The sequence below is a fragment of the Acetobacter conturbans genome, assembly GCF_011516755.1.
Lineage (GTDB): Bacteria > Pseudomonadota > Alphaproteobacteria > Acetobacterales > Acetobacteraceae > Acetobacter > Acetobacter conturbans.
On the sequence record NZ_WOSY01000033.1, the window covers coordinates 1 to 12,853 of the forward strand.

The window sequence follows — 12,853 nt, forward strand, 5'->3', positions numbered from 1 at the left end:
TCATGCGCGCTGGACACTGAAGTTCACGAAGGCGAAGCGGCAGGATGATGGAACCATGCCATCCAGCGATCTCGCCATCCCGTTCTTTGGCTATAAATCGCATGTTTCCATCGATCGGAAATACCGGTTCATCCGCAAATGGAAAACAACGCATGCCGCTGCCAGTGATGGCGCGCGATTGAGAGAGGGGCTTCTGGATAAAACCAATACGGCCTCAAGTGTCTGGGCCGACACGGCCTATCGCTCAAAAGCCAACGAAGACTTCATGGAAAAGCAGGGCTTTGTCTCCAAGGTTCATCGCAAAAAGCCGCATCTCAAGCCTATGCCCCGGCATATCCAGAAATCAAATGCTGGAAAGTCGGTCATCCGCTCGCGTGTCGAGCATGTCTTTGCCGATCAGAAGTCACAGACGGGGCTGTTTGTCCGGACTGTCGGTATCAGTCGAGCCACCATGAGGATCGGGCTCGCCAATATCGTCTACAATATGCGCCGCCTCCTCTTCCTCGAAAGATTGAACGCGAGCGCATAGCCATCCAGCGAGAGACAACTCCCAATCTGCTCAAAACGCAGACTGGACGCCATCGCAAAAATCGTCAATCAAATCGCCAAAACCCAGAAATTACCGGCCAAGCACATCAATCAAGGGTTCTTCGATCCCTCCACTTGTTCAGGACTGGGGGGCAGAGAACGCGGAAGGGGGAGGGGGCTGATCGTAAAAATCCACCCTCATCGCCACCTTGCCCATGGGTGTTACAAAATGAGGCTGCTGCGGTTCGATCAGGCCGGGGGTGGCGGGTGTCAGCAGAAGTTCAGATGGAGGGGCCAGATAAGTGAGCTTCAACTCCCCCTCAAGCACACGGATCACGCCCCACACACCCGCCTTGGTATTATGGCGCGTGCGCAAAGCAGCAGGTAGCGTGTCCTGATCGAATACGGGCGTGGAGCGATAGGGCAGGGCTTCGGTCATGGGTATCACTTTTCGGGGAACAGCGCCTCAAGGTGCTGTGTTGCGCTGGGGCATGGCCCGTTTGGCGTAAAAAGAGAGTGCAAGCTGCAAGCTTCTGGCAATGTTGGCTGCCTTGTCCTGTAGAACAGCGGCTACATCTGCTGGCATGTGTGTGGAGGTGGTCTCACCCCATAGTGCCAGCCACCGATCAAACAGTTCTGGCGTAATCCGGTCACGGTGCTGCATATGCACGGGCACTGGCTGGCCTTTGTAACGCCCGGTACCCAGCATGACGGAAGACCAGAAAGCCGTGAGCGTTTGCAGGTGCTCAGGCCAGTTGGTCACGGCATCTTCAAAAATGGGGCCAAGCTTGGGGTCCGCGCGCACACGTGTGTAAAAGGCGTCTACAAGTGTTGCCAGCCCGTCCTCGTTTAGTGGCAGCCTGCTCATAATATGAGCCTCCTTAACAGCCTGATGTTGAGTACAGTCTATCTGATGCGACTGGCAGAAAGGTTGCGCCAGCGCAAACCCGGCACGCCCCCAACGCAGTAGAAATATGGTGAGACAGGCAAATATGGCAATCTTCCCAAGGAGGGATGGATGAACGAACTGGCAATTGCTCGGGCACTGCACGTGATCGGGGTCGTGATCTGGATTGGCGGGGTCTCCATGGCGACAACAGCGGCTTTGCCTGCCCTGCGCTGTGGTGTGTTCGGGGCGGACAGGCTTGCGGCTTTTCAGGCTTTTGAGCGCCGTTTTGTGTGGCAGGCGCGCGGTGCTGTGGTTCTGGTCGGGCTGAGCGGGCTTGTTATGGTCATGAAAATGGACCTCTGGGCCCGTTTTGCTGAACCCGGTTTCTGGTGGATGCACGCCATGGTGGGGTTGTGGCTGGTGTTTGCCATTGTTCTGTTTATTGCGGAGCCTCTTGTTCTCCACCGGCGCTTTAATGTCTGGGCAAAGCGTGACCTGGATGCCGCTTTTGCCGCCTTGCATCGCGCGCATATTGCTCTGCTGGTTCTGGGGCTGGTAACCGTTTTTGGTGCGGTGGCGGGTAGCCATGGCTGGTCGCCGGTCTGATCGTATGCGTGGCACAATACCCTGCGCGGCATAAGGGGTGTATGGGTCATGGCATGTCTGAGAGCCTGTTTGGAAAGTCATGGATGAGCGTTTCTTCGGATGAGATTGGCCCCCATGGCGACGAAGATCATGGCCTGTGAGACATCGATGCGGCGCTCGTAATCGCGCACGAGGCGTCGCCAGCGGGTCATCCAACCGAACGTCCGTTCGACGACCCAGCGTCGGGACAGAACCTCGAAGCCTTTAGCCCCGTTACGGCGGCGGATGATCTCGACGACGAACTCCAGATAAGCCGCCTTGTCCATCAGTTGGAGGCGGTCATAGGCGCCATCGGCAAACAGGTGCTTCACCCAGGGCCAGCGTTTACGGATCGCATCCAGGATCATCTGTGCGCCTGCGCTGTCGGAGATGTCGGCCGGTGTCAGGTTGAGCATCAGCAGGCGCCCGTCCGTATCGACGGCGATATGCCGCTTGCGCCCGACCACTTTCTTACCGGCGTCATAACCCCTTGTCTTTGCATGAGGCGCCTTGACGCTTTGGCTGTCGATCACCCCGGCCGACGGACTGGCTTCACGACCCATCCGCTCCCGATCGAGCATCAATTCAACATCGTGGATCGTCTGAAACAGGAAACGCCGCGCCAGTTCCCGGAACCAGCCATAGACCGTTCGCCAATGCCCGAAATGGATCGGCAACATTCGCCAGCCACAGCCCGAGCGGACCAGATAGCGCACCGCGTTGATCACTTCGCGGAATTCAATTTCCCGCGGACGTCCCATGCGCCCAGGCTCAGGCATCAGTGGCGCGATCCGCGCCCATTCCTCATCCGTCATGTCAGACGGATAGCGCTTCGTCTTGCGGGTGATACTGGCCATCCGGCCTCTCTGCTCTGGCGTCCACATCCAGGGCTTGAATCACACCCTCACCGAATTTCCAAACAGGCTCTAAGAACCATGACGGTTCATGGCGCAGTCTCACCCTACAGGTGCAATGTTTTGATGAATGAGGCTATTACGTAGTAATACTGACTCGCCTTGGCGAGGTCGTTCGCCGACCATTCGGTGAGGAGAACGTCATTGAGGGACTTTTGGGATCTGCCGCCTCAAGAGACCGGTGCGCTGGCACGCCATCGCAGTTTCGCGGCCGCCTCCTCGTACGCGCTCGGGCTCGTGATACTGGGGACGCTCATACGTTTCCTGATCAATCCGTTTCTCGGCGGCAGGACGTTGTTTCTCTTACTGCTTCCGGGAGTGCTCGTCGGCGCGGTGATCGGCGGTCTCTTTTCCGGTCTAGCCGCAGCCACACTTGCATCAGTGATCGGCTGCCTCCTTCTCGCGCATGACGGCGCGCCGCCGATCGAAAACTGGGTCGAGACGATCCTGTTCGCGACACTCTGCGTCCTGATCACGTGTGGTGGCGAATGGCTGCTACGTGCCCGTCGGCGCACGGCCGCGATGGCGCAGCGTATCCTTGAGCGGGAGGCGCATCTCAGCGCCATCCTCGACGCAGTTCCCGACGCTATCATCATTCTCGACGAGCGCGGCATCGTGCAATCATTCAGCAACGCGGCGGAGACACTTCTGAGGTCTAATGCGGCAGAGGCGATCGGGACGAATATCGCAGACATCGTCCCCGAACTCGGAACGGCTCCAGTCTCCGATCGGCACGGAATAGCGGCAGTCGCCCGTCGGAAAGACGGGACGACTGTCCCCGTTGATCTGTCTACCGGACGCCTGACATCAGGAGAGGGCTCCTTTACAATCGCGTTCCTTCGCGACCTCACGGAACGCGAGGAAGCGGACCGACGCGTGCGACAGTTGCAGGCCGAAGTCACACATATCTCACGCCTGTCAGCCATGGGCGAGATGGCAGCCACACTGGCTCACGAACTTAATCAGCCTCTGACGGCCATCACGAACTTTCTCAACGGCGGACGCCGTCTCCTGGAAGCCGAGAACGGGCAGAGCACGCGCGTGCAAGAGGCCATGGACAAGGCGGCCGCGCAAGCGCTGCGGGCCGGTCGGATCATACGGTCGTTGCGGGACTTCGTGTCTCGGGGAGAAGGTGAGCCGGGACTGGAAAGCCTGCGGGCGCTTATCGAAGAGATGGCAACGCTGGCCTTGGTCGGAATTGCGGAGCGCGGGATCGACGTATCCTTTCAGCTGGACTCTGGGGCCGATCAGGTTATCGCGGACAAGATTCAGATCCAGCAAGTCCTCCTCAACCTGATCCGCAACGCCGTGGAGGCCATGGAGGACTGTGACGAACGGCGTCTGGTCGTCGCGGTCGACGCTTTCGAAGGCATGGCACGGATCCGCGTGACGGATACTGGCCCCGGTGTGAGCCCCGAGATTGCGGGCAGGCTGTTTGAATCTTTCTCAACGACGAAGGATCATGGCATGGGAGTCGGGCTGTCGATCTGCCGCACCATCGTGGAGGCTCATGGAGGACGCATCGGAGCGCAGCGGGAACGCGGGAGAGGGATGTGCTTTCTTTTCACTCTTCCCTGCGCCAGGACAGAGGAGTTTGGCGAATGAACCCGGATGGTATCGTCCATGTGATCGACGACGACGAAGCCGTACGCGAATCCCTTGCCTTCCTGTTGCTGACATCGGGACATACCGCGAGGACCCACGCATCGGCGGATGAGTTCCTCGCTATCCTCGACGGGGTCGAGTGCGGATGCATCATAACGGATATCCGGATGCCGGGCATGGACGGCATCGCTCTTGTCGACCGTCTCCAGAAGCGCGCGACGGTTCTCCCGGTCATTGTGATCACGGGGCATGCTGACGTCCCCCTAGCGGTGCAGGCCATGAAAGCCGGCGCCCGCGACTTCATCGAAAAGCCGTTCGACGATCATACCATTCTCGACGCGGTGGCCTCCGCTCTGCGGTGCGGTGACGAGAACGGCGCCGAACGCGCGCATGCACATGTCATTCGCCAGCGGATCGCCGCTCTGACGACGCGGGAGCAACAGGTTCTCCGTGGCCTCGTCGACGGTCAATCGAACAAGGTCATCGCCCGGGAGCTTGGGATAAGCCCGCGCACGATAGAGATTTATCGGGCCAATCTCATGATAAAGATGGACGCTCGCAGCCTGTCTGAACTCGTGCGGATGACGCTGACAGCCACGGAGCGGCCGCGATAACACAGTCGACCTGAAATCAGGACGGGTCGTTTCCCTTACGAGGTTTTACGTACGTAGTTTTCCGGATGCGCTGGAGCTCGGGTGGGCCCAAGATGACATTCAGTCATCCAGCGGCGGCCGTTCCGAACGAAGCGCATGACTTCCGCACGCCGTCGAACCGCGAGGAGAACACATGAGCCAGGCCAGCACGATCCGGGGACAGGAAATCCTCAACAACCCCGTCCGCAACAAGGAAACCGCCTTTACAATGACTGAGCGTCAATCGCTCGGCCTTGAAGGTCTGCTTCCTCCGACTGTGGAAAACATCGACCGGCAACTGGAGAGGGTTCAGACGCAACTCGCCGCAAAGCCGAATGATCTCGAACGCTACATCTATCTCATGAACCTGGCGGCCAGGAACGAGACGCTATTCTACCACACGCTGATGTCCGACCCCGCGCGGTTTGTGCCGATTGTCTATGATCCGACCGTGGCTGATGCCTGTCTGGCATTCGGACATATCTATCGCGGCAGCGCGGGCATGTATCTCACGCGCGACATGAAAGGTCGCTTCAAAAAAATTCTGCGCAACTGGCCGGCAAAAGACGTTCGGTTCATCTGTGTGTCCACCGGCGGCCGTATTCTCGGTCTTGGCGATATCGGCGCTAACGGCATGGGCATTCCCATTGGCAAGCTCCAGCTCTACACCGCCTGCGCGGGGGTGCCGCCCGAGGCGCTGCTGCCTGTGCTACTGGACATAGGCACCACGAACGCGGCGCTCCGGGCCGATCCGCTTTATCTTGGTCTGCGCGAGCTCCCGCCAGACGAAGCGGAGGTGGATTTGATCTCAGACGCATTTATCGAAGCCGCTACAGACGTGTTTCCCGGTGTCTGCATTCATTTCGAGGACTGGAAAGGTACCGATGCGATGCGGCTTCTCGCCCGCTATCGCGACAAGGTCCTGTGCTACAATGACGATATTCAGGGAACCGCAGCGATCGCGGTAGCAGGCCTGACCACGGCACTGCAGATCAAGAACGAGACTTTCGCCGATCAGCGCGTCCTTTTTCTGGGCGCAGGCTCAGCCGGGATCGGTATCGCAAGTATGATTGTCTCGGCGATGGTCGAAGCGGGTCTGGGCGAGGCCGAAGCGCGTGAGCGTATCGTACTGATCGATGTCAACGGTCTGATCGAGACCAGCCGGACCGATCTCAACGAGTGGCAGAAGCCGTTCGCGCACGAGGCGAAACCGACGAAAGATCTTCTCGAGGTCGTCAGAACCTTCAAGCCGACCATTCTGATCGGCGTCAGCACCATCGGCGGCGCATTCACCGAGGAGGTGGTCCGCGAGATGGCAAAACTGAACGAGCGGCCGGTGATCTTCCCGCTCTCCAATCCGACGAACAAGGCGGAATGTACGGCCGAGCAGGCCTATACCTGGACAAAAGGCAAAGCATTATACGCCGCTGGAGTCCAATTTCCGGACTTCGAATATCAGGGAAAGAGCTACCACCCGGGACAGGCCAACAATTTCTATATCTTTCCGGCAATCGGCCTCGCCGTTTACGCGACCCGTCCCGCGCGGATCACGGACGATATGTTCATCACCGCCGCCGCCGCGACAGCGGATCAGGTGGGGCCGAGCGCACGCGAGCATGGCATGCTGTTCCCGCTCCAAGCCAACATCCTGGAGACCGAAGTGACGACCGCCACGCGGGTTGCGGAGCATATCTTCGATAGTGGACAGGCCACCGTCGAGCGTCCGGAAAATATCCGCGCCTGGATCGAGGGGCTGCTCTACAAGCCGGTCTACAAGGAACTCTGACACACCTAAGTCATCCCCGGTGATCGGCTCGAGCCGATCACCGGGGATGATGACGCCTTCTCTCACCAACCCGGAGCAGATCCGTGAATCTCGTGATACTCGTCGCCGCCATCGCTCCGGTTGTCCTCATATTCGGGCTGGGCTATCTGGCCGGGAAGTACAAGGATTTCGATCACGATCAGGCCATCGGTTTCAGTCATTTCGCGCTGAAATATGCCCTGCCGGTTGCGCTCTTCCTCAGCATGGCGTCCTTCAAATGCGACTTGCTCCTTCAGCAGGGGCCACTCGTTGTGGTCATGATCATCGGATATTCGCTCTTGTTTGGCGTGAGCTATCTCGTCCTGTGCATGATGACGCGCGACCGGCTGACCGCAGTCCTCCTCGGCTATGCGGTGTCCTCCACAGCCGCACCGATCTATGGCCTGACGGTCCTCGATCCAATCTATGGCGATACGGTCGGCGGCGGTGTAGTCGGTCTGGCTGCGGTTGTCACAAACCTCTTACAGGTTTCAGTCGTCATCTACCTGCTCGAGAGCGCGTCCAGGTCAGAAACGTCGAGACCCTCGTTGGCCCGAACGCTTGGAAAAACGATCAAGAACCCCCTTGTGTGGGCACCGGTGCTGGGCACCATCGTGTCTCTGTCCGGTCTGACGATGCCGCCGGTTTCCGTGTCCGTGCTCAAGCCTCTAGCAGTCTGCGCACCAGGAGCGGCGATCTTCGCCTGCGGGCTCGCGCTTGCGTCTTATTCCCTTAATCTCAGATCTAGGACCGTTATACTGGGATCGCTCGTCTGTGTCGTCTTGCAACCAGCAGTCTTCTTCGTCGCCCTCAAGGCATGGGGACTAAAATCCGCTATGGCGAAAGCAGCTTTTGTCGCAAGTGCGATGCCTACCTCCACACCGTCTGTCCTGTTTGCCCAGCAGTATGGGAAGTGCGAGGTAGAAACAGCCAGCATCATGCTGCTCACGACGCTCGGCATGGTCGTCGTCATTCCCGCCACTGTCGCTATATGCGAGTGGATATAACGCAAAAAAATAGATGATTGGAAAAGTTCTCTGGTTTTAAGACCTGCCCTATGATTACAATTCCATGCACTGATTGGAGAAAATGAGTCCTGAAAAGGTCTGTTTTCCGTTTTGAGAAGCGTTTTGCTCATTTGAGTGCTCTATCAGCCTGTCGGGTTGGGTTACCCAGTGAAGGGGTAAGGTTGTAAGGTGGTGAGATGAGCAGCTTCATCCCGTTTGACCGGTCTCAGCCGTATCTTCTGCCACCGGATCTGAAGTCGTGGCTTCCTGCTGACGATATGGCGCATTTCATTGTCGCAGCCGTTGAGCGGGTTCCGATGAGTGCGTTCTGCGTGCCAGTGCGCACGGGAGGCAAGGCGCAGTATCATCCGCGCCTGATGCTGGCCCTTCTGATCTTCAGCTATGCGAACGGGTTGTTTTCCTCACGCCGGATCGAGCGGGCGACATATCGCGATATCGGGGTGCGCTTCGTGGCGGCGAACCTGCATCCGGATCATGATACGATTGCTACCTTCCGCCGGACGAACCGGACAGCCATTGAAGCTGCATTTGCGCAGGTCCTGCTTCTGGCGCGCGAGACGGGTCTGCTGCGTCTGGGTGTCGTATCGATTGACGGCACGAAAATCGATGCCGACGCTTCGAAATACCGTTCCCTGCGCTACGACCGGATCAGGGCACTGCGCGAACATCTGGCGGTGGATATCGCGAAACTGATGGACCAGGCGGAGCACGCAGATGCCACAGGCAGCGATCCGCAGGCATTGCCAGAAGAGCTTGCCCGACGGGAAACGCTGAAAGCGAAGCTGGATGAAGCCTGCGCCCGGCTGGAAGCAGATGCGAAGGCGCAGGCCGAGGCGGCGCGACCGGCATACGAGAAAAAGAAAGCCGCTTATGATGCGAAAACAGGGCGTCGTGGCAGGGCGCCGAAACCGCCGGATGATGAACCACCACCCGACCGGCAGATCAGTCTGACCGATCCCGACAGCCGCCTCATGCGGCGTTCGGACGCCCACGAGTTCCGGCAGGCTTACAATGCCCAGGCCGTGGTCTGCGCCGAAGGCAGCCAGTTGATCGTGACAACCGACGTTGTCGCCACGTCAGCGGACGCGCCATCCTTTGCCAGCACCGTGCTGTCGATGGAAAACACGATCGGTCTCCCAAAGACAGTGCTTGCCGACACCGGTTACGCCAACGGGCAGGCGGTCCGGGACCTGCGGAAAAAAGGCATCGATCCGCTGGTCGCCATCGGACGGCCTCGCGCCCGCAGACCTTACGACTTTCGACCCCTGCCCGAAGAAAGGGAGCCGCGCCGGATCACCGAGCCCTGGCGGCTTGCCATGAAGGACAGGCTGGAAACCACCGAGGCAGGAAAACTTTACAGACTACGAAAACAGACCGTGGAGCCGGTCTTTGGAATTATCAAAAGCATCATGGGGTTCAGAAGATTCAGTCTGCGCGGCCTTGCAAAAGTCACGACCGAATGGACACTCGTCGCTCTCGCATACAACTGCAAGAGAATGGCACGGCTTCACGCAGCATAAGCCGGGTCAGTCTCGGCCTTATAACCCTCAAAATGACCAACCCGACAGGCTGCTAGAGCGGTTCCACTTTAGTCTGGTTCATATCCAGCGGCTGTAAAGAAGCTGGCGCATTCACTGTATGTGAAAGCCGGAAGCAGCGCGCCGACGGTATCCCACAGAGCACGGACAGTCCGTTCGGCTCTGGCGCGCAGCAAGGCCTTGAGTTTTGAGAAGGTCATCTCGATGGGATTGAAGTCCGGGCTGTATGGCGGAAGGAACATCAGTTCCGCTCCTGCCTGCTCAATGACCTTCTGTATTGCAGAAAGCTTACGCGCCGGAAGATTGTCCAACACGACGATATTGCCCGGCTTCAGTGTCGGGATAAGAACCCGTTCGACGTAGACCTGAAAGATTGTGCCGTTCATGGGACCATCATGTACGAAGGGCACGGTCAGGCCTGTCAGACGTAGCCCACCGGTGAAGGTCGTGGTTTTCCAGTGGCCGTGCGGCACACCGGCGCGGCAGCGTTCCCCGCGCAAGGCACGCCCGCGCAAACGGGCCAGTTTCGTTGAGAGGCTGGTTTCGTCAATGAACACCAGTCGCTGCGGATCGAGATCGGGCTGGAGAGCGAACCACTCCTGCCGTCGCTTCAAGACGTCTTCACGCTTCTGCTCCAGTGCATGAGCGGTCTTTTTTGAATGTCCGGCCGTGCTGCCGCAGCCAGCGGTTGAGCATGCTACGGCCAATCTCGATGCCACATTCGCTTTGCAGGCGCGCCAGCATCTCGTTGAGCGTAATGTCTTTCAGCACCTCGATCATGCCAGCAATGAACGCTTCATGCGCGTCCAGCCGTGACCCGCGTGGCTTACCCTGGCGATCGCCGCCTTCACGTTCCCGACGCAATCAGCGGATCGCTGACAAAATCTCAACTCCAAACTGCGCTGCAAGCGAGCGGGCCGGTGCTCCCGCAACTCCAGCTTCCACAACCCGCTCCCGAAGATTATCACTCAATGCTCGTGCCATCACCGTCTCCATCAACAAAAACGGTGAATCACATTTCACCTTCAGTGTCTCCTCTCGATTCAGAGTTCGGTGGAACCGCTCTAGACGAGGCGAAGACGATCGCGCAACGTTTAATCTGGAACTGATATTTTAAGATCCTTGAGGTGGACCCGTCCGTTCGGACAGTTTTGTGGGCTTGATAAGCTATACCCGGTTGTCGTTATGCCGCCATTCTGACGGCGCTGCTGTTGGCCATCTGGTCCGGGGTTAACCCCGGACCAGATGGCGTCGGCACGTCATGATACGCCTCATCGGGCGTGCGTCCAGCCAGTGCCGAGTGCGGACGCTGCTCGTTATAATGGGCGATCCATCCGGCAAGCCCGGCCCGTAGCTCCGATCCGGTCTCGAACGCGTGCAAATAGACGCATTCGTATTTCAGCGACCGCCACAGACGTTCGATGAACACGTTGTCCAGCCAGCGACCGCGCCCATCCATGCTGATGCAAACCTGTCGTCGTTCCAGGACCTCGGTGAACCGGGGTGTCGTGAATTGTGAACCCTGGTCCGTGTTGAAAATCTGCGGGGTGCCGTAGCGCACCAGCGCATCCCGGAGTGCGTCGACGCAGAACTCCGCATCCATTGTGTTCGACAGACGCCAGGACAGCACCTTGCGCGTGTGCCAATCCATGACCGCCACCAGATAGAGAAAGCCCTTCCGCATCGGGATATAAGTGATGTCGGAACACCACACCTGGTTGGGCCGGTCGATGACCAGATCCCGCAGCAGATACGGATATTTCCGATGCGCCGGATGTGGCACGGTCGTGCGCGGCTTCTGGTAGATCGCCCGCAAGCCCATTCTCGCCATGAGCCGGCGAGCCCGCTTGCGGCCGACATCGTGGCCGAGACGACGAAGATGCCGGGTCATCTGACGGGATCCGTAATACGGCGTCTCCAGGAACTGCGCGTCGATCAGCCGCATCAGTTCCAGATTCGCCTCGCTCTCTGGCATAGGCCGGTAGTAGACGCCCGATCGGTTGAGTTGCAGCAACGTGCATTGCCGCACGACCGAAAGCCGAGGCCGTTTCAGGTCGATCATTTGCCGCCTCTGATCACGCCCAACCGAACAGAGGCATCGCGCAAAAAATCACGTTCCACCAGCAATTGGCCGATCTTCGCATGCAGCTTCTCCACATCGGCCGGGCTGGCTGTCGCTTCCGATGCCGCGTTGCCAGAAAAGAGGCTCGCCATGCCCTCGATCGCCTGGCGCTTCCATTGGGCAATCATCGTCTGATGCACGCCGTGCTTCGACGCCAGTTCCGCCAGCGTCTGCTCACCCCGGATCGCCTCCAGTGCGACCCGCGACTTGAACTCACCCGAATACCGTTTCCGCGTAACCTTGCCCATAAACCCGCCCTCTCTCAGGTCGGATTATAGCTTATCGCCCTGTCCGAAAAACGGGGGCCACCTCTCCTGGGTGTGCAACCTTGATCACAGCTTCAAAATTAGCATCACCAGCGCCAAGAAAGCGTATCTACCCGTAGGAGTGGAAGGTCAGGCTCGTAAAGCTTTTTCACGAGATTTCCCATGCGCAACGTGCGATGAAATGTAGCGATCGAAGAGCCGTTAGTATATGCGTCCAGCCCCTAATTTCAAGTTTTGGACAAACAGTCCTGTCTGTGATTTTCAATCGGCAAAGACATGCTCGATATGGGATCTGATAACGGATTTTCTGGCACTGGATCTCTGGATATGCTTCGGCATCGGTTTGAGATAAAGCTGCTTGCGATGAACTCAGCAAACAAAGCCCTGCTTTTCCATGAAGTCTTCATCGGCTTTTTCGGCCAGTCGTGTGACAGTGAATTTGCTGGTCCGGGCGATGGCTTACGAAGAGGCACAGCTTGCCCTCAGCTTTCTCGATTTCCGCTGATACCGAGATGAAAGAACCCAATCGGGGAACGTTTGAAACGCTGGCTTCTGGTCCTGTCTACTGACCTTCGTCAGTCTGACGCGTCCCTCACGTGGCAACCGTTCCCGGGTTGATACCGAACTCCTCACTCAGCGCCGTGAGCGAAGCCCGCGATCGCTGTACTGCTGTTCGTACGGCATACATGGTCGTGACGACCGTCCATAATGCAATGCTTCCTTCATTCACGTGAAAATGCCACACAATTAAAGCCCGGGACTAAACACCGAGTTGGCTCTCTGAGGTGGTCTCGTCCGTTCGGACAGTTTTGCGGGCTTGATAAGCTATACCCGGTTGTTGTTATGCCGCCCTTCTGACGGCGTTGCTGTTGGCCATCTGGTCCGGGGTTAACCCCGGACCAG

General features: G+C 58.3%; 11 protein-coding genes and 3 pseudogenes. 7 read left to right on the plus strand and 7 right to left on the minus strand.

Going from position 1 to position 12,853, the window contains the following annotated elements; genetic code table 11:
• The coding region (locus GOB81_RS16280) for a transposase (RefSeq protein ID WP_173571347.1) at positions 1-529 on the plus strand (529 nt) is incomplete at its 5' end.
• 138 nt (positions 530-667) lie between these two features.
• Here GOB81_RS16280 and GOB81_RS16285 read toward each other — a convergent pair.
• Both GOB81_RS16285 and GOB81_RS16290 read right to left on the minus strand, forming a co-directional pair.
• Positions 668-967 (minus strand): DUF1971 domain-containing protein, encoded by a 300-nt coding sequence (locus GOB81_RS16285; protein ID WP_012813195.1) that lies wholly within the window; start codon positions 965-967, stop codon positions 668-670.
• 27 nt (positions 968-994) lie between these two features.
• Complete coding sequence (locus GOB81_RS16290) at positions 995-1,396, minus strand: group III truncated hemoglobin (protein WP_061490069.1); 402 nt, start codon at positions 1,394-1,396, stop codon at positions 995-997.
• 150 nt (positions 1,397-1,546) lie between these two features.
• Between GOB81_RS16290 and GOB81_RS16295 the strand changes: the two genes are divergently transcribed.
• Positions 1,547-2,023 (plus strand): hypothetical protein, encoded by a 477-nt coding sequence (locus tag GOB81_RS16295; RefSeq protein WP_173571348.1) that lies wholly within the window; start codon positions 1,547-1,549, stop codon positions 2,021-2,023.
• Positions 2,024-2,100: 77 nt separating this feature from the next.
• On the opposite strand, the gene GOB81_RS16300 is transcribed toward GOB81_RS16295, so the two are convergent.
• Positions 2,101-2,925 (minus strand): IS5 family transposase, encoded by an 825-nt coding sequence (locus GOB81_RS16300; protein WP_082770945.1) that lies wholly within the window; start codon positions 2,923-2,925, stop codon positions 2,101-2,103.
• A 174-nt stretch (positions 2,926-3,099) separates the two neighbouring features.
• Here GOB81_RS16300 and GOB81_RS16305 point away from each other — a divergent pair, with 174 nt between their 5' ends.
• From GOB81_RS16305 to GOB81_RS16325, 5 genes are all read left to right on the plus strand, one after another.
• The gene (locus GOB81_RS16305; RefSeq protein ID WP_242010323.1) at positions 3,100-4,560 is read left to right on the plus strand and encodes a sensor histidine kinase; all 1,461 of its coding nucleotides are present in this window, start codon (positions 3,100-3,102) and stop codon (positions 4,558-4,560) included.
• On the plus strand, positions 4,557-5,174 hold the full coding sequence (gene fixJ, locus GOB81_RS16310) for a response regulator FixJ (RefSeq protein WP_019087322.1): 618 nt from the start codon (positions 4,557-4,559) through the stop codon (positions 5,172-5,174). Before GOB81_RS16305 ends, fixJ begins: the two co-directional genes overlap by 4 nt.
• A 172-nt stretch (positions 5,175-5,346) precedes the next feature.
• Entirely contained in the window at positions 5,347-6,978 is a 1,632-nt protein-coding gene (locus GOB81_RS16315) for an NAD-dependent malic enzyme (RefSeq protein WP_173571350.1), read from the plus strand.
• An 83-nt stretch (positions 6,979-7,061) separates the two neighbouring features.
• Positions 7,062-8,003, plus strand: a complete 942-nt coding sequence (locus GOB81_RS18000; RefSeq protein ID WP_173571351.1) for an AEC family transporter — start codon at positions 7,062-7,064, stop codon at positions 8,001-8,003.
• A 197-nt stretch (positions 8,004-8,200) separates the two neighbouring features.
• Entirely contained in the window at positions 8,201-9,544 is a 1,344-nt protein-coding gene (locus GOB81_RS16325; RefSeq protein WP_173571352.1) for an IS1182 family transposase, read from the plus strand.
• 68 nt (positions 9,545-9,612) lie between these two features.
• Here the strand turns inward: GOB81_RS16325 and GOB81_RS16330 are convergent.
• The 4 genes and pseudogenes from GOB81_RS16330 to GOB81_RS18070 form a co-directional block, all read right to left on the minus strand.
• A pseudogene (locus tag GOB81_RS16330) lies at positions 9,613-10,546 on the minus strand (IS630 family transposase).
• A 199-nt stretch (positions 10,547-10,745) separates the two neighbouring features.
• Positions 10,746-11,932, minus strand: a protein-coding gene (locus tag GOB81_RS16335) for an IS3 family transposase (protein WP_173571353.1) whose coding sequence is annotated in 2 segments (ribosomal slippage) — positions 10,746-11,674 and positions 11,674-11,932 — 1,188 coding nt in all. Because the reading frame shifts where the segments join, the coding sequence is not laid out codon by codon here.
• A 282-nt stretch (positions 11,933-12,214) separates the two neighbouring features.
• Positions 12,215-12,364 (minus strand): annotated as a pseudogene (locus GOB81_RS17545) (IS5/IS1182 family transposase); the annotation flags it as partial.
• Positions 12,356-12,638: pseudogene (locus GOB81_RS18070) on the minus strand (IS481 family transposase); the annotation flags it as partial. The pseudogenes GOB81_RS18070 and GOB81_RS17545, both read right to left, overlap by 9 nt.
• Positions 12,639-12,853 lie beyond the last annotated feature (215 nt).

Coding starts and splice junctions, on each gene's coding strand:
- GOB81_RS16285 (WP_012813195.1), bottom strand. CDS start 967: ATGACCGAAGCCCTGCCCTATCGCTCCACGCCCGTATTCGATCAGGAC.
- GOB81_RS16290 (WP_061490069.1), bottom strand. CDS start 1,396: ATGAGCAGGCTGCCACTAAACGAGGACGGGCTGGCAACACTTGTAGAC.
- GOB81_RS16295 (WP_173571348.1), top strand. CDS start 1,547: ATGAACGAACTGGCAATTGCTCGGGCACTGCACGTGATCGGGGTCGTG.
- GOB81_RS16300 (WP_082770945.1), bottom strand. CDS start 2,925: ATGTGGACGCCAGAGCAGAGAGGCCGGATGGCCAGTATCACCCGCAAG.
- fixJ (WP_019087322.1), top strand. CDS start 4,557: ATGAACCCGGATGGTATCGTCCATGTGATCGACGACGACGAAGCCGTA.
- GOB81_RS16315 (WP_173571350.1), top strand. CDS start 5,347: ATGAGCCAGGCCAGCACGATCCGGGGACAGGAAATCCTCAACAACCCC.
- GOB81_RS16325 (WP_173571352.1), top strand. CDS start 8,201: ATGAGCAGCTTCATCCCGTTTGACCGGTCTCAGCCGTATCTTCTGCCA.